Below are 17,511 nucleotides of genomic sequence, written 5' to 3' on the forward strand. Positions count from 1 at the left end.
AAAACCATCCATATGGGAGACAGATTTATGGAACACGTTGCATCGGCCGCTATGCGCGCTCACGGCCAGGCGGATCAGGAGGGGGCCGGCAACAGCGTCCCGCTGGTTATCATCACGCTGCTGTTTTTCATGTGGGGGCTGCTAACGTCGCTAAACGACGTGCTGATTCCGCATCTGAAATCGATTTATACCCTTAATTATGTGCAAGCGATGCTGGTGCAGTTCTGCTTCTTCGGCGCCTACTTCATCGTCTCGCTGCCAGCCGGGATGCTGATCAAGCGTATCGGCTACCAGCGCGGCGCGGTCAGCGGCCTGGTACTGGCGGCCTGCGGTTGCGCGCTGTTCTATCCGGCGTCGATGAACGGCTATGCGTTGTTCCTGTTGGCCTTCTTCGTGCTCGCCAGCGGCATCACGATCCTGCAGGTGGCGGCCAATCCTTATGTGACGGTGCTGGGCGCGCCGGCCACCGCATCGAGCCGCCTGACGCTGACCCAAGCCTTCAATTCGTTGGGCACCACGATTGCGCCGACGCTGGGCGGTATCCTGATCCTGTCCGAAGGCGCGCCCGCCGTGGCGAACCTGGTCAAGACCAAGGCCGAGGAAGCGGCCGCCGTGCAGGGACCGTACCTGGCATTGGCGGCGGCGCTGCTGGCGCTGGCCATCTTGTTCGCGCTGGTGCGCTTGCCGAAGATGAGCCATGCGGAAGAAGAGGGCGGCGTTATCTCCACCGTTGAGAAATCCGTGCTGGCCCATCGTCACCTGGTGCTGGGCGCGATCGGCATCTTCCTGTACGTGGGCGGCGAAGTCAGTATCGGCAGCTTCCTGATCAACTTCCTCGGCGAAGCGAACGTCGCCAGCCTGCCCGCCGGCGCGGCCGCGCACTACGTCAGCTATTACTGGGGCGGCGCCATGATAGGCCGCTTCGTCGGCTTCGGCGTGATGCGTTATGTCAGCCCAGGCAAGGCGCTGGCGTTCAATTCCGCAGCGTCCATTGTGCTGATCCTGACCGCCATCTTCGGCAGCGGCGCGCTCGCCATGTGGAGCATCATCGCGGTTGGCCTGTTCAACTCCATCATGTTCCCGACCATCTTCAGCATGGCGCTGCACAAGCTGGGCAAGCAGACCGGCCAGGGCTCGGGCATCCTGTGCATGGCCATCGTCGGCGGCGCCGTCGTGCCTTTCGCACAGGGCTTGCTGGCTGACTCCATCGGCCTGCAATGGTCGTTCTTCGTGCCGGCCGCGTGCTACACCTTTATTCTTTACTTCGGCGTGAAGTATGCCAGCATGTACTCTACAAAATAAATCATGAAGCCACTAATCAAATTCTGCGCCGCAGCCCTGATGGCGGGCGCTTGCGGCACGGCTGGCGCGGCCGAAGCGCACGGCGATTTCGTCAGCGTCAAGAAGACGCACTTCACCCGCAAGGGCCAGGCTTATTACATCGCTGGCGCAAACTTCTGGTACGGCGGCTACCTCGGCGCCGCCGGAGGTGTCGGCGAACGCGCCCGCCTGCTGAAGGAGTTGGACAATATGCATGCGCTGGGCATCAATAACCTGCGCGTGCTGGCCGTCTCGGAAAAGACGGACATCAAGAGCGCGGTCAGTCCCGCGACGACGGCGGCGCCGGGTCGATACGACGAGGAACTGCTGGTCGGCCTGGACTTCCTGATGGCGGAAGTCGCCAAGCGCGATATGACGGTGGTGCTCTACCTGAACAACTTCTGGCAATGGTCCGGCGGCATGACGCAGTACCTGAACTGGTTCGAAGGCACGCCTGCGCTGGATCCGAACGCCACCCACGACTTCGACGGCTTCCTGACGAGTACCGCCGGCTTCTATCGCAGCGCCGCCGCGCAGGCCGAGTACCGCAACGTGATCGCCAGCATCGTCAAGCGTGTCAACACCGTCACCGGCAAGCCATACTCCGAAGACGCCAGCATCATGGCGTGGCAGCTGGCCAATGAGCCGCGTCCGGGCACCAGCCAGGTAACGCCGAAGGAAAGGGCGGTCTACGTCAAGTGGATAGACGAGACGGCGGGCTACATCCATAGCCTGGACAAGAACCACATGGTCAGCAGCGGCAGCGAGGGCGTGGTCGGCTCCGCGCAGGATGCGCAGCTCTATTTGGACGCGCACCGCACCAACAATATCGACTACCTGACCTATCACCTGTGGCCCAAGAACTGGGGCTGGTTCGATTCGAAGAACCCAGGCGGCAGCTGGGACGGTGCCGTCGCCAAGAGTCGCGAGTACCTGAACGCGCACATCGAACTGGCGAAGAAACTGAACAAGCCTATCGTGCTGGAAGAGTTTGGGCTCGACCGCGACGGACCTTCGTTCAGCATCAAGGCCACCACCAAGATCCGCGATCGCTTCTATCGCGAAGTCTTCGATGTCATCTACCAGCGCGCCAGCAAAGGCGATCCCGTCGCCGGCTTCAATTTCTGGGCGTGGGGCGGCGCCGGCCGCGCGGCCAACGCGGATTACTGGTGGAAGCCCGGGAACGATTTCGTCGGCGACCCGCCGCAGGAAGAGCAGGGCCTGTATTCGGTATTCGATTCCGACGTCAGCTCGCTGCTGCTGATTAAGGAATATGCCGACCGCCTGCACGCCATCTGCCGCCTTCCAACAACAAGTTCGCAAGCTTTTTGTAAAGTTATGTAAGCATTTCTTACGAAGCTTTGCAGGGCGGGGCTGCTGTCCCCGCCACACCCCCTTTGCGTTCCCATCGGCGGTAAGGAAATGTAATGTCGTGATCCTTTGGTGGAAATTTATATCAATGAATTCAATGGCTTAGCTTGTTTATTCCGTAAGGCAACTCACTCGCCTGTCACAGAAAAGCCAATGCTAGAATAAATTCATCGTTGTAAATAAAGCTACGCAAAGGGACTCACCATGCAAGTAAGCCGTACTGTTCGCCGCGCTCTATTGATCGCCCTGTTTTCCGCCCAGGCCTGCCAGGCCGGCACGCTGGTGATCGAAAGCTGGCGCGTCGACGACAAGACGCTGTGGGAAAAAGTCCTGCTGCCGGCCTTCGAAAAGAGCAACCCCGGCATCGAAGTCAAATTCGCACCGACTGCGCCGACCGAGTACGATTCCAGCCTGGCCGCGCGCCTGGCCGGCGGCACCGCGGGCGACCTGATAGCCTGCCGCCCGTTCGATGTCTCGCTGTCGCTCTACAAGAAAGGCCATCTGGATAAGCTGGACGGCAAACCGGGCATGCAGAATTTCGCGCCCACTTCAACGGTGGCCTGGCAGACCGACGACGGCAAGGATACCTTCTGCATGCCGGTGGCCTCGGTGATCCACGGCTTCTTATACAACAAGAAGATCTTCAAGAAGCTGAACCTGCAAGCGCCGAAGACCGTCGATGAATTCTTCGCCGTGCTGGAAGCGTTGAAGAAGGGCGGCGTCGCACCGCTGGCGCTGGGCACGGCCGACCAGTGGGAATCGAGCCAAATGGTTTATACCAATATCGGCCCGAACTTCTGGCGTGGCGAGGAAGGCCGCAAGGCGCTGATCGCCGGCAAAGCCAAGCTGACCGACGCACCGTTCGTCGAGGCCCTGCAGTTCGAGCAGAAGATGGGCACTTACCTCGGCAAGGGCGCCAGCGCCCAGACCTACGGCGACAGCCAGAACCAGTTCGCTCTGGGCCGCGCGGCGATCTATCCGACCGGCTCGTGGGACATCTCATATTTCGCCCAGACGCCGGGCCTGGAGCTGGGCGCGTTCGCGCCGCCGGTGCGCAAGGCTGGCGACCCGTGCTTCATTTCCGATCACATGGACATCGGCATCGGCATCAACAAAAAATCCCGCAACAAGGAAGACGCCTACAAGTTCCTGGCCTGGGTGGGCTCGCAGGAATTCGCCGACATCTACACCAACCGCGTGACCGGCTTCTTCTCGCTGTCGAACCACCTGATCTCGGTGCGCGATCCGGTAGCCAAGCAGATGGCGGAATGGCGCGGCAGCTGCGCTTCGACGATACGCTTCAACGCCCAGGTGCTGAATCGCGGGCAGCCCAGCATGGAAAGCGAATTGTGGAACGTGAACGCGCAGGTATTGAACGGCAAGCTGGCGCCCAAGGATGCCGCAGCCAAGCTGCAAAACGGATTTGCGAAGTGGTACAAGCCACAGCAAAAGTAGTATCACACCAATCCCTCCCCCTGATTGTGTGATTCCTTTGGCCGGCGCCGGGCGCGGCGCCGGCTCTTTTTTGCCCGAATTCTGGAGGCTTACTTGAAACACGTTGTTAATACGGTGCGGCCCTGGCAGTTGCTGCTGTTCCTGGCGCCGGCGGTGATCGTCTACTCCCTGTTTAGCGCGCTGCCGCTGGTGCAGACGCTGGCGCAGGGCTTCTTCAGCGCGGACGATAGCGGCAAGGCCGTCTTCGTCGGCCTGGAGAACTTCCGCACCATCCTGCTCGATCCGGATTGGTCGGCGGGCTTCTGGAATGCGATGGCCAATAACGCAAAATTCTTCTGCATCCACATGCTGCTGCAGAACCCGATCGGCCTGCTGCTGGCGACGCTGTTTAGTCTGAAAGGACTGCGCTGCGCCCGTACCTATCGCACGCTAATCTTTTTGCCGACACTGCTGTCGGTGGTGATCATCGGCTTTATCTGGCAGCTGATCCTGTCGCCGCTGTGGGGCGTAGGCGAGAAGCTGATGGGCTTTGCCGGCCTGGCCGACTGGTTCGCGCCGTGGCTGGGGCAGGAGGAAACCGCCCTGGCGACGCTGTCGATGATCTCGGTGTGGCAGTACATCGGCATGCCGATGATGCTGATCTACGCCGCACTGCTGGCGGTGCCGGAGGAAATCGTCGAAGCGGCCCACGTGGAAGGCGCCAGCGCGCTGCGCATCTTCTGGCAGATCAAGCTGCCGCTGATCTATCCGACGCTGGGCCTGGTGACGATACTGACCTTTGTCGCCAACTTCAACGCCTTCGATCTGATCTACTCGATCAAGGGCGCGCTGGCCGGGCCGAATTATTCGACCGATATCCTGGGCACGCTGTTCTACCGCACCTTCTTCGGCTACCAGGCGCAGGTCGGCAATGCCTATCTGGGTTCCGCCGTCGCCACGCTGATGTTCCTGGTAATCCTGGCTGGCGTGGGTGTCTATTTCATCGGTGTCCAGCGCAGGCTGACCCGCTTTGCTCTGTGAGGGCCGCACCATGACCGCTATCGCCATGAATCCACCCGTACCGCTGGCCAGTCGCTTCGACCTGGGCCGCCTGATGGTGCATGCAACGCTGATCGCCTACACCGTGCTGGCACTGTTCCCGATCGCGCTGATCCTGATTAACTCCGTCAAGAGCCGCGCAGCGATCTTCGACGATCCGCTGGCGTTGCCGACGATGGAGTCGCTGACCTTCATCGGCTTCCAGAAGGTCCTGGCCAGCACCAACTTCCTTCTTTACTTCGGTAACAGCCTGTACGTGACGCTGGCGGCGCTGTTGTGCATCGTGCTGTTCGGCGCGATGGCGGCATGGGCGCTGTCGGAATACAGCTTCATGGGCAACCGCGTGCTGACGCTGTTCCTCGCCCTCGGCATCATGATCCCGATCCGTCTCGGCACGGTGTCGATACTGGAGTTGATGGTCAAGCTTGACCTGGTCAACACGCTGGCCGCGCTGATCCTGGTGTACACGGCGCAGGGCCTGCCGCTGGCGATCATGATCCTGTCCGAATTCATGCGCCAGGTGCCCTCGGAGCTGAAGGACGCGGCGCGTTGCGACGGCGTCGGCGAAATCCGCATTTTCTTCCAGGTGATCCTGCCGCTGATACGGCCGGCGATTGCGACGGTGGCGGTGTTCACCATGATCCCGGCGTGGAACGACTTGTGGTTCCCGCTGATCCTGGCGCCGTCCGACCGCACCAAGACCGTCACGTTGGGCGTGCAGCAGTTCATCGGCCAGTACGTCACCGACTGGAATTCCGTGCTGGCGGCGTTGTCGCTGGCGGTGATCCCGATGCTGATTTTGTACGCGGTCTTCTCGCGTCAATTGATCCGTGGCCTGACGGCCGGCGCGGTGAAATAGCGCCAACGTCATTCCCGCGAAAGCGGGAATCCATGCTGAGTATAGATTCCCGCCTGCGCGGGAATGACGATGAAACGATTTAAAAGAGGAATGCAATGGCAAGTGTCAGCTTAAAAGAACTGCGTAAATCCTATGACGGCAAGACCGATATCCTGGCCGGCATCGACCTGGATATCGCGCACGGCGAGTTCGTGGTGCTGGTCGGTCCCTCCGGCTGCGGCAAATCGACGCTGCTGCGGATGTTGTGCGGCCTGGAGAGCATCACCGGCGGCAGCATGGCGATCGGCGACGAGGTGGTCAATCACCTGCCGCCCGCCGAACGCGGCATAGCCATGGTGTTCCAGAGCTACGCGCTGTATCCGCACATGACGGTGTACCAGAACATGGCCTTCGGCCTGAAGGTGGCGGGGCAGGACAAGGCGGCAATCAAGGAGCGCATCACCCGCGCCGCCGGGACGCTGAAGATCGAGCACCTGCTGGAGCGCCTGCCGCGCGAGCTATCCGGCGGTCAGCGGCAGCGGGTGGCCATCGGCCGCGCCATCGTGCGCGAACCGCGCCTGTTCCTGTTCGACGAGCCGCTGTCCAACCTGGACGCCGCGCTGCGCGTGCAAACCCGCCTGGAGATCGCCAAGCTGCATCGCCAGCTGGACGCCACCATCGTCTACGTCACGCACGACCAGGTCGAGGCGATGACCTTGGGCGACAAGATCGTTGTCATGCACGAAGGGCAGATCCAGCAGGCCGGCACGCCACTGGACCTGTACCAGCAGCCGCGCAACCTGTTCGTCGCCAGCTTCATCGGCTCACCGAAGATGAACCTGATGGCCGGCACCGTCGCCGAGGCGGGCGCCAGCGGCGTGCTGGTGCTGCTGCCCAGCGGCGAATCGGTGCGTGCCTACGTCGACGGCAGCGGCCTGCGCGCGGGCATGAAGGTCACGCTCGGCCTGCGCGCCGAACATATCAACGAATCGCGCGCCGGTTCGGAAGTTTTCAAGGGCGAGGTCAGTGTGGTCGAACACCTGGGTGAAGCCAATTACATCTACGTCAGTCGTGAAGGTGCAGAAGACGTGGTGATACGCGGAGACGGCGAACGTCACGTCGAGATCGGACAGTCCATCGTCTTCTCGGCCGACAGCACCGCCTTCCAGGTGTTTGACGAAGGGGGACAGGCGCTACGACGCCTGCGTCCGGGGAATATGGTGTCGGCCGCTCGCGGCATGATGCGCAGCGTTTGATATCCAATGCGGTTCACATTTTTCAAACAGGGAGAATTGAATGACTAAGCCGGTATTTAAGAAAAAACTACTACCTAACCTGATCGCGCTGGCGCTGAGCGGAGGCTTTGCGCACCACGTGTATGCGGCAGATCCGGTTGCGGCCGAAGCGGCTCAAACCAGCGATGCCGGTGTGCCAGCTGCTACTGGCGACGCGGCCACCGTCGAAGTGCGCGGCATCCGCGAACGCCTGAAGCGCAACCTGGCCGAGAAGCGCGATTCCGGCAACGTCATCGACACCGTCACCGCCGAGGAAGTCGGCAAATTCCCGGACAAGAACGTGGCCGACTCGCTGCAACGCGTGCCCGGCATCTCGGTCGACCGCACCTGGGGCGAGGGCCGCGACATCTTCGTGCGCGGCACCGACAAGAACCTGAACCTGACCCAGTTGAACGGCCAGGCCGTCGCTTCCGGCTACTGGTGGAAGAACGATTCGCAAAGCCGTGGCTTCAACTACGACATCCTGGCGTCTGAGCTGGTGGGTAGCATCGACGTCTACAAAAGCCCGTCGGCCGACCTGGACGAGGGCAGCATCGGCGGCTTGGTAATCGTCAAGACCCGCAAGCCGCTCCAACTGAAGCCGCTGGTGGCGCAGGTGTCGGTCGAGGAGACCTATAGTAAGCTGCCGAAGAAAACCGATCCGCAGATATCCGGCCTGCTGAGCTGGACCAACGAGCAGAAGACCTTCGGCGCGCTGGTCGCCATCAGCCGCCAGCAGCGCACCATGCGCCGCGACGGCTTGGAAGACTTCACCGACGCGACCAAGTACAACATCGTCGACCAGAACGGCGTTGTGACGCCGGGCGCGTATGCATCGTGGGGCGGTGGCTCGGCCATCTTCCGTCAGGACCGCAAACGCACCACCGGCGACATCACGCTGCAGGCCCGCCCGAACGTCAACACCGACATCTCGCTGAACTACATGAACTCCGATATGAGCATGGACAACAGCAACCAGAACTACCTGTGGGAAGCGGGCGGCCTGGCGGATGCGAATGGTAATATCGCCGTCACCAATCCGAAGTTCATCACCACGTCCAACGGCACCAAGGCGCTGGTCGGCGGCACCGTCGGCCCGACGGGTGGCGTTTCGTTCGAGCCTATCTTCCGCCAGTCCTACATCAAATCGGAAGTGCTGGACCTGGAAGGCACCTACGATGCCGACAACTGGAAATTCCACGGCCAGGCCGGCACCACCAAGGGCTCGGGCGGCAGCGATCATGACCGCAACTTCTGGTTCGTCGGGAATACCCGCACCACCATCAACATCGCGCCGGACACGTATGAGGTCAAGTACCTGGATATCAATCCGCTCGATCCGAGCAAGCTGACGCTGCAAAGCTCGCGCGACTGGATCCGCCGCATGGAGACCAAGGAAAACTATGCGCAGGGCGACCTGACGCTGGATCTGAACAATGGCTTCTTCAAGTCGTTCAAGGTCGGCGCCAAGTTCCGCGACACCACGGTGCAGAACCATCGCACCATCGGCACGGACGGTCCGGGCAATGTGGGCTGGCAGTCGTTCTCGCTGGCCGACCTGTCGACCGGCGCCTCGCCGCTGCTGAGCCAAAAGGCCGCCAATCCTGGCTCGCTGACCCAGTACGCGTGGGTGGATGATGGCCTGGCCTACTCCAAGGGCTTCCCCATGTACGACAAGGGCATGGTCTACGCGGAAGCGAAGGGCGAGTACTACAAGATCAAGGAGAAGATCTACGCGACCTATGCGCGTGCGGATTTCGCCACCGGCCAATGGCGCGGCGACTTCGGCGCGCGTATCGTCAAGACCGACCAGAACTCCGAGGCTTACCAGGACCTGACCGGTAGCGGCAACTACACGCTGGCCAACGTCAGCCGCAGCTACACCGACGTGCTGCCCAACCTGAACGCGGTCTATGCCGTCAACAAGGACCTGCTTGTGCGCGGCGCTGTGGCGCGTGTGATGGCGCGTAACACCTACAGCGACTTGAGCGCCAGTACGGAAGTCAGCGGCACCACCAACGCCGCCACCTCCGGCAATCCACTGCTCAAGCCTTATCACGCCAACCAGGCGGAGATCGGCGCCGAGTGGTACTACGCCGATGCATCGCTGCTGTCGGCCACGGTGTTTGCGAAGAAGCTCGATACCTTCATCTACACGCAGACAGCGACGGAGAACGTGGGTGGCGTAATGCGTCCGGTCAGCCGTCCGTACAACGCCAACAACGGCGAAACGGTCAACGGCTTGGAACTGCAATGGCAGCAGGCGTTTAGCAGCGGCTTTGGCGCCATCGTCAACTACACCTACACCGACGCCAAAACCGGCGCCAACGCGGGCGGCGTGAAGTTGAACGTGGTCGGCAACTCGCGCAACCAGGCCAATATCACCGGCTTCTTTGAGAAGAACGGCTACAGCGCGCGGCTGTCGTACAATTACCGCTCCAAGGCCTACGGTGCGCTGGATGAGGGCGGCCAGGACGTGACCAGCGCCTACGGCCAGTGGGATGCTTCGGCCAGCTGGGATATCACGCCGAAGATCAGCCTGTACCTGACGGCAGTGAACATCACCAATGAAGTTATCCGCACCAATACGACCGACGGCTTGCCGGTGGGCGTGTATGAAAACGGCGCGCGTTACAGCATTGGCTTGAAAGCCAAGTTCTAAAAAACCAGGCGTGGCGACTAGCGGATGGCGGGATAAATAACGTCTCGCCATCCGCTTCGTCGCCCCCTGGCGATTGAGAAGGAGTCGAATGCGTAAGCAGACCAAGTACGGTGGTATCGCGCTGGCCTCGTGGCTGATGGTGGCGATGGCGGGCGGGGTGGCGGCGCAGGCCGCGCCGGAAGCAAAGATGGCGGCCGGGCAGGGTGCGGTGGCGGGATATGCCAACGGCGCGCAGATCCGCCTGCGCTGGGAGCTGGTGCGCAATGTGTTCACACCTGAAGCGCCGCGCGGCGGTACGCAGGCGCGCCTGATCCTGACTAATCTCAGCCAGCAGCCGTTGCCCCCGCAGGGCTGGACGCTGTACTTCAACGTCATGGACGGCGTTGCCACCGGCCCGCTGGAAGGCAATCTGCTGCTGGAGCAGGTAGCCGGCAATCTGTTCCGCATTCGCCCCGCGCCCGGATTTGCGGGCGTGCCGGCGGGCCAGACGCTGAACATCGCTTACCACCATCCCAACCTGATCATCAAATTGGCCAAGGCGCCGGAAGGACCTTACCTGGTCTACGATGCCGCGCCGGACGTCGGCCAGGCCATCGCCGACTACCAGCTGCTGCCGCTCACGCGTCCCGAACAGCTGGACAAGGGCAGTAGCGGCGCCAAGCCGGTGGTCACCGTGCAGGACACATATCGACGCAATGCCAATGCGGACTGGATGCCGGCCGCCTCGCTGCCACCGGTATTCCCGACACCGCAGCATCTGCAAGCGGGCGCCGGCAAGCTGCGCTTGGCCGCGCTGCCGAATATCGTCGCCCCGGCGGCATTGAAAACCGAAGCCGCCTTCGCGCGCTCGCTGTTCCCGGCCAATTTGCCAACGGCCAGCGGCGCCGCAACGACGCTGCGCCTGCGCGTCGGCGCGGTGCCTGGCTCCGCCTCGCCGGAAGCGTACACGCTGACGATCAAGGACGGCATCGACATCGTCGGTAACAGCGCCGCCGGCGTCGCCTACGGCTTGCAATCGCTGCGCGACCTGCTGCCGCTGCCGGGCGTCGCCAACATGGAACTGCCCGAGCTGACCATTACCGACGCCCCGCGCTTCGAGTACCGTGGCTTCCAGCTGGACGTCAGCCGCAACTTCCACACCAGGCAGACTGTCTTCAAGCTGTTGGACCTGATGGCGCGCTACAAGCTCAATAAATTCCACTTCCATCTGACCGACGACGAAGGCTGGCGGCTTGAGATCGCCGGCTTGCCAGAACTGACCAGCATCGGCGCGGTGCGCGGCCACAGCGCCAAGCCAGGTGTACGGCTGCAACCGGCCTACGGCTCTGGCCCCGATCCACGCGACGCCAGCGGCAGCGGCTACTACACCCGCGCCGAATACATCGAGATCCTGCGCTACGCCACCGCACGCCACATCGAAGTGATCCCTGAAATCGAAATGCCGGGCCACGCGCGCGCCGCCGTCAAGGCGATGGAAGCGCGCTACCACCGCCTGAAAGCGGAAGGCAAGGGCGACGCCGCCAAATACCTGCTCAACGATCTCGCCGACAAGTCTGTCTACACGTCGGCGCAGCTGTACAACGACCAAGTGATCAATCCCGGCCTGGAGTCCAGCTTCAACTTCATCGACCACGTGATAGCGCAGGTCGTGGCGATGCACAAGGAAGCCGGCGCGCCGCTGCATACCATCCACGTCGGTGGCGACGAACTGCCGGCCGGCGCATGGGAGCAGTCGCCCGCCAGCCGCGCGGTCATGCGGAAGCAAAAACTGGAGAGCACCGCTGAACTGTGGGACTATTTCTATGACCGGGTCGACGCCATCCTGCGCAAGCGCGGCCTGTACGCCTCCGGATGGGAGGAGATGGCGGCCCGCGCGACCAGGCTGCGCGGCGAGCACAAACTGATACCGAATCCGCACTTTACGCAGCGCGGCTTCAGCGCCTACGTCTGGAACAACACCGAGGGTGCCGAGGACTTTGCCTACCGTCTCGCCAACGCCGGCTACGACATCGTGCTGGCGCCGGTGACCAGGATGTACATGGACATGGCCTACAACGCCAATCCCGAAGAGCCGGGCGTGAACTGGGGTGCCTACGTCGAGCTGGACACGGTCTACGACTTCATCCCGCTGGACTACCTGAAGAACGCCAACCCGCCGCTGGTGGGCAAGGACTCCCTGACCGACTACGGCAAGCGCCGCATACGCGGCCTGGAAGCGACGCTGTTCACCGAAACCGTGCGCACGCCGGAACGCCTGGACTACCTCGTCATGCCACGCCTGCTGGCGGTGGCCGAACGCGCATGGGCTGCCGATCCCGATTGGGCGACGGAGCACGATGCCGGCAAAGCGGCGGCGCTGCACCGCGCCGCATGGTCCGGCTTCGTCAACACGCTGAGCCAGCGCGTGCTGCCGCGCCTCGACCTGGAACGTGCTGGCGTCGATTACCGCATCGCGCCACCGGGCCTGACGCTGGACGGCGGCCGGGTGCTGGTCAACCATGTCTTGCCGGGCATCGCCATGCGCTACACCAGCGACGGCAGCGAACCGAATACCAATAGCAAACCAGTGAACGGGCCGATATCCGACAAGGGACCGATCAAAGTGGCAGCGTTCGACCGTAACGGCAGGATGGGCAGGGTGTCGTACATCGACAACCCTTGAGCCGGGCGCGCGCACGCGGAGCATACCAATTGATCCCGGATGCTGGCTTCTCCATTATAATCATGGCACTGTTTTGTTCGGGATAACGAGTGATTGCGTCGATAGAAAAAGTAGCCTTGCCGAGGTTCGACTGGTTACGCTTTCGTTCGACCGCCCTCCGCGCGCCGTCCGGGCGGGCGTGGACCTTCGGCCTGCTCGCCGCGGCCTGCGCCTTCAATGGCGGCGCACTGCCCATGGCTTATGCGGCGCAACAGTCGCAGCATGCTGCAGCGGGCGCCGTGGCGCCGGCCACTTCCCTCAACACGCTGCAGGTACTGCACTGGTGGACTTCCAGCAGCGAGCGCAAGGCCGCCAACGCGCTGGCCGCGCGCATGGCCGACGAAGGCCTCGAATGGAAGGATGCCGCCATTCCGGGCGGCGCTGGCCTGGGTGCCGGCAAGGTGCTGAAAAGCCGCGTGCTGGCTGGCGATGCGCCGGAAGTCACGCAGATCATCGGCGTCTCCATCGCCGAATGGGCGGAACTGGGCCTGCTGCTGGAGATCGACAACGTCGCCGGCGCCGGCAACTGGAGCGGCTTCCTGTTCCCGACCATCCAGACCCTGATCCAGCATCGCAAGCACGTGGTGGCGGCACCGCTCGGCATCCACCGCGTCAATACGTTGTACTACAACCGCGCGCTGTTCGCCCAGCTGAAATTAGCGCCGCCGCAGACGTGGGAAGAATTCCAGACCGTCGCGCTCAAGTTCAAGGCCGCCGGCATCATGCCGCTGGCGCAGAGCAGCGAATCGTGGCAGGTGGCCGCGCTGTTCGAAAACCTGGTGTTGGCCGAAAGCGGCCCTGAGTTTTACCGCGAGCTGTTCGTGCGCCGCAATCCGGCCGCCGCCGCCGACCGCCGCACCGCCGAAGCGCTGGAGCGGCTGCGCATCGTCAAGGGCTGGATCAGCGGCCAGCTCGATGAGCGGCCGTGGCCGGAGGTAGTGCGCCAGTTCGCGCGCCGCGAGGCCGCGATGATGATCATGGGCGACTGGGCCAAGCCGGAGCTGGCCGAACGCGGCATGGCGCTGGACGAGGACTATGCCTGCGGCACCGCGCCGGGCACCGGCAAGTACCACCTCTACAGCGTCGACACGCTGACCATGTTTGCCGGCGACTACCGCCACATGCCGTCGCAGGAAAAGATGGCGCGCCTGCTAGTGTCGCCGACGGTGCAGGCGGAGTTCAATGCGCTGAAGGGCGCCGTGCCGGTGCGACGCGACGCCGATCCGTCCAAAATGGATAGCTGCGCGCGCGCCTCCTGGACCACCTTCGCGCAGGGCGCGGCGGGGCAGGCGCCCAGTCTGGTGCACCGCATGGCCACCGATGAAGCCAGCCGCGACGCCATCATCGCCGAAATCCACCGATATTTTCTAGACGACCGGGCCACGCCGGCCGAGGCGCAACGCCGCCTGGGCGTGCTGTTCCGGTTGTTTAACCTCAGAAGCCAAGGAGCACCCGGTGCGCAAGATACTGATCGTAGACGATGACCAAAAGACCCGCGTCCTGCTCAAGACCTATCTGGAGAAAAACCAGTACGAGGTGATCCTGTCGCACAACGGCGAGAGCTTCCTGGCCGAGCTGCACGCGCATGCCGAGCAGCTGTCGCTGGTGATCTTGGACGTGATGCTGCCCGATACCGACGGCTTCGCGCTGTGCAAACAGGTGCGCCAGCGTTCGAATGTCCCCATCATCATGCTGACGGCCAGCTCCGACGAGACCGACCGCATCGTCGGGCTGGAGCTGGGTGCGGACGATTACATCGCCAAGCCATACAGCCCACGCGAGCTGCTGGCCCGCATCAAGGCCATCCTGCGCCGCACCGCGCTGGAGACGCCGTCGGCGCGCTATTACCGCTTCGTTGGTTTCACGCTGGACCTGATGGAGCGCAAGGTGCTGGACCACGCCGGCGCGGTCGTTGCGCTGACAGGCCTGGACTTCCAGCTGCTGAAGTATTTTGTCGAACATCCGGGCGTGATCCTGGACCGCAGCGTGCTGTGCGAGGAAACCCGTGGCCGCGACGCCGGTCCACTGGACCGTTCGCTCGATGTGCAGATCAGCCGCCTGCGCCTGCGCCTCAACGACGACGGCAAGCAGCCGGCCCTGATCAAGACTGTGCGCGGCGCCGGCTACGTGTTCTCGGCCGACGTCAGCGTCTCGCATGCTTAAGCGCGCATCCGGCCGGATGCTGCAGCGGCTGCGCAGGATCTGGCCGCAGTCGCTGCTGGGGCGCCTGATGTTGGTGATGGCGGCCGGCCTGCTGGTCACGCAACTGGCGGCCAGCGTGATCTGGGCCAGCCAGCTGCGCGCCAAGGCGCAGGTGGAGGCGCAATCGGCGTCGCAGTACGTGGCGCATGGCGCATCCGGCGCGATCCGCTTCTTCCGCAGCCTGCCGGCCAACTATCGTCTGCTGCTGATCCAGCAGCTGCGCGAGATGGGCGGTACGCGCTTCTTCGTCAACCTCAATCACGCTTATGTGCCGGTCAAGCAGATCGCCGAGCATCCGCTGGCCAGCAGTGTGCTGGCGACCGTGGGCGCTACCTTGAAGAGCGACCTGCCGCATTCGCCCAGCTTCCACCTGGCCTTCGCCTGGCCGGACCAGCTGGTGGTGTCTGAGGACGGCGTCCACCTGAGCGACCTGCCGGATGCCTGGGTCCAGCACATCCTGCTGATCCAGCCGGACCCCGCGCCGATACTGGTGATCCAGACCGAGATCGAGCCTGGCAACTGGCTGTACATGGCGGCGCTGATGCCCAACCCGTACTTCTTGAGCAGTAACGATCCGCTGGCGTGGGACCGCCTGGCGCTGCAAGGGCTGTCGCTGGCCGTGGTGCTGCTGCTTTGCCTGCTGGTGGTGCGCTGGATCACGCGGCCGCTGGCCGCCTTGTCCGACGCCGCCGCCGCCTTCGGCCAGGGACAGGACGACCGCGCGCCGCCGCTGCCGGAAACGGGCAGCCGTGAATTCATCAACACCGCGCGCGCCTTCAGCGCCATGCGTGAACGGATCCAGCGCTACATCGAGGACCGCGAGCGCCTGTTCATCTCGATCTCGCACGACCTGCGCACGCCGATCACGCGCCTCAAGCTGCGCTCCGAGCTGCTGGACGACGAAGCGTTGCGCAACGAGTTCGAAGAAGACCTCGATGAGCTGGACATGATGGTCAAAGGCGCGCTGCAATGCGTGAAGGACAGCGACATCCACGAGAACCCGGCCGAGGTCAAGCTCGACGCGCTGTTGGGGCGCATGGTGCGCAGCGCGCGGCTGGCGGGGCACGAGGTGGGGTATCGCGACAGCGGCATCACCGTGCGCGCCAAGCCGCTGGCTCTGAAGCGTGCCATCGGCAACCTGCTGGACAACGCCCTGTACTACGGCGACCGCGCCGAGATCAGCGTCGCCGTGGAGCCGGGCGCGGTGGCGATCGCCGTGCGCGATCACGGCCCCGGCGTGCCTGAGGATGCCTTTGCCAGCCTGTTCGATCCCTATGTGCGGCTGGCCCACGGCCGCGAGCAGAACGACGCCGGCATGGGCCTGGGCCTCGGTATCGCGCGCAGCGTGATCGAGGCGCATGGCGGTCAGCTGGTGCTGGAAAATCATCGCGACGGCGGCCTGAACGCCATCATCCGCCTGCCGGCCTGAGTGCCGCGCCGCGCTTTTCATCCTTATTCCCCGTTTTTTGTCGCCCAGTCCCCTATTTGTGCAGTTCGTCGCAATCCGCATGAGCGTCAGGCAGGTGATCGCTATAGTGATCACATACCGAAACGTATTCAAGGAGAGCAAAATGAACATCGCCAAAAACATGGAAGCCATCTTCGTTGTCGCCGCCGTGCTGCTGGGCGCTTCCGCCTACGCCAGCGCCGCCGCCCAAGCGAGCGTGGCGTTGAAACCGGCCATCGAGGTGGCCGCCGCCCAAGCTCCGATGCAAGTTGTAGTAATCAAGGCCAAGCGCCTGACCGCAGTGGAAAAAGCCAGCCTGTCGTAATTTGACAATTGGTCGTACTGCAAAGATTGCTAAAAAGCTTAGTGCGCTGCTACATTAGCCGTTCGCAGCAGCTAAGTACAACACCAGAGGAACCCGACAATGAACAAGCTTTTCCAATTTGGCCTGCTGTTTGCCGCTTTCTGTGCGCTGTTCGGCCGCGCCCAAGCTGCCGACGAGCCGACCGAGAAGCGCGTGGTCCAGCTCGACGCCCGCGTGGTGCGCGTCAAGCTCGATGGCGTACTGGACCTGAAGCTGCGCCGGGGCGACACGCCGTCGCTGACGCTGTACGCGGACAAGCGCACCATGGAAAAGGTGACGGCCTCGGCCACAGGCGACACGCTGCATCTGGAGACCGAAGGCCGCGGCCTGAAGATCGGCCGCTCGTCCACGCGCGCCGAGCTGGTGTTGCCGATGTTGCGGGAAGTGGTGTCGGAAGGCGTGGGCTCGACCGAGATCAGCGGCTTCAGCGGCGACGAACTGGAATTGACGATGGATGGCGCCGGCACGATGAAAGTGGTCTGTGACTACAAGAGCCTGAAGGCCAACCTGGGCGGCGTCGGCAGCATGCACCTGTGGGTCAGCGAGAACGACAGCGTGGAGTTGGATCTGCGCGGCGCCGGTTACATCACGCTCGGCGGCCACAGCAAGCTGTTGAAGGCGAACCTGGGCGGACTGGGCGGGCTGAATGCGCAGCAGTTCCAGGCCGACTCGGTCGACGTCGACTTGAGCGGACTGGGCAACGCCACCGTCAACGCCAAGACCAATGCGACATTGAACTTGAGCGGCCTGGGATCGGTCACTGTTTATGGCAAGCCCCTGAATCGCAACGTCAGCGTTGACGGCCTGGGCAAGGTAAGTTGGAAGTAAAACATACACAC

At 63.1% G+C, this 17,511-nt stretch carries 13 protein-coding genes; all 13 read left to right on the forward strand.

Going from position 1 to position 17,511, the window contains the following annotated elements:
* Positions 1–27: 27 nt before the first annotated feature.
* Positions 28–1,302: a sugar MFS transporter gene (locus ACEN9O_RS18200; protein ID WP_495613250.1), complete on the forward strand. Its 1,275-nt coding sequence runs from the start codon at positions 28–30 to the stop codon at positions 1,300–1,302.
* Positions 1,303–1,305: 3 nt separating this feature from the next.
* Complete coding sequence (locus tag ACEN9O_RS18205; protein ID WP_495613251.1) at positions 1,306–2,664, forward strand: glycoside hydrolase 5 family protein; 1,359 nt, start codon at positions 1,306–1,308, stop codon at positions 2,662–2,664.
* 231 nt (positions 2,665–2,895) lie between these two features.
* Positions 2,896–4,146, forward strand: coding sequence for an ABC transporter substrate-binding protein (locus ACEN9O_RS18210; RefSeq protein ID WP_495613252.1), 1,251 nt, complete (start codon positions 2,896–2,898; stop codon positions 4,144–4,146).
* Positions 4,147–4,239: 93 nt separating this feature from the next.
* On the forward strand, positions 4,240–5,166 hold the full coding sequence (locus tag ACEN9O_RS18215; protein WP_495613253.1) for a carbohydrate ABC transporter permease: 927 nt from the start codon (positions 4,240–4,242) through the stop codon (positions 5,164–5,166).
* A gap of 10 nt (positions 5,167–5,176) precedes the next feature.
* Complete coding sequence (locus ACEN9O_RS18220; RefSeq protein ID WP_495613254.1) at positions 5,177–6,043, forward strand: carbohydrate ABC transporter permease; 867 nt, start codon at positions 5,177–5,179, stop codon at positions 6,041–6,043.
* Positions 6,044–6,138: 95 nt separating this feature from the next.
* Positions 6,139–7,278 carry an ABC transporter ATP-binding protein gene (locus tag ACEN9O_RS18225; RefSeq protein ID WP_495613255.1) on the forward strand — a complete coding sequence of 380 codons (1,140 nt, stop codon included), beginning with the start codon at positions 6,139–6,141 and terminating at the stop codon, positions 7,276–7,278.
* Positions 7,279–7,318: 40 nt separating this feature from the next.
* A complete protein-coding gene (locus tag ACEN9O_RS18230; protein WP_495613256.1) occupies positions 7,319–9,958 on the forward strand; it encodes a TonB-dependent receptor in 2,640 nt (879 codons plus the stop codon).
* A gap of 88 nt (positions 9,959–10,046) precedes the next feature.
* Positions 10,047–12,620 carry a family 20 glycosylhydrolase gene (locus ACEN9O_RS18235; protein WP_495613257.1) on the forward strand — a complete coding sequence of 858 codons (2,574 nt, stop codon included), beginning with the start codon at positions 10,047–10,049 and terminating at the stop codon, positions 12,618–12,620.
* Positions 12,621–12,709: 89 nt separating this feature from the next.
* Positions 12,710–14,143: an ABC transporter substrate-binding protein gene (locus ACEN9O_RS18240; RefSeq protein ID WP_495613258.1), complete on the forward strand. Its 1,434-nt coding sequence runs from the start codon at positions 12,710–12,712 to the stop codon at positions 14,141–14,143.
* A complete protein-coding gene (locus ACEN9O_RS18245) occupies positions 14,115–14,822 on the forward strand; it encodes a response regulator (RefSeq protein ID WP_495613259.1) in 708 nt (235 codons plus the stop codon). Before ACEN9O_RS18240 ends, ACEN9O_RS18245 begins: the two co-directional genes overlap by 29 nt.
* Positions 14,815–16,290 carry an ATP-binding protein gene (locus ACEN9O_RS18250; RefSeq protein ID WP_495613260.1) on the forward strand — a complete coding sequence of 492 codons (1,476 nt, stop codon included), beginning with the start codon at positions 14,815–14,817 and terminating at the stop codon, positions 16,288–16,290. The genes ACEN9O_RS18245 and ACEN9O_RS18250 overlap by 8 nt, the downstream gene beginning before the upstream one ends.
* Positions 16,291–16,432: 142 nt before the next feature.
* Entirely contained in the window at positions 16,433–16,633 is a 201-nt protein-coding gene (locus ACEN9O_RS18255; RefSeq protein WP_495613261.1) for a hypothetical protein, read from the forward strand.
* 99 nt (positions 16,634–16,732) lie between these two features.
* Positions 16,733–17,500, forward strand: coding sequence for a GIN domain-containing protein (locus ACEN9O_RS18260; RefSeq protein WP_495613262.1), 768 nt, complete (start codon positions 16,733–16,735; stop codon positions 17,498–17,500).
* The last annotated feature ends 11 nt before the right edge of the window (positions 17,501–17,511 follow it).

Source organism: Duganella sp. Dugasp78, assembly GCF_059491455.1.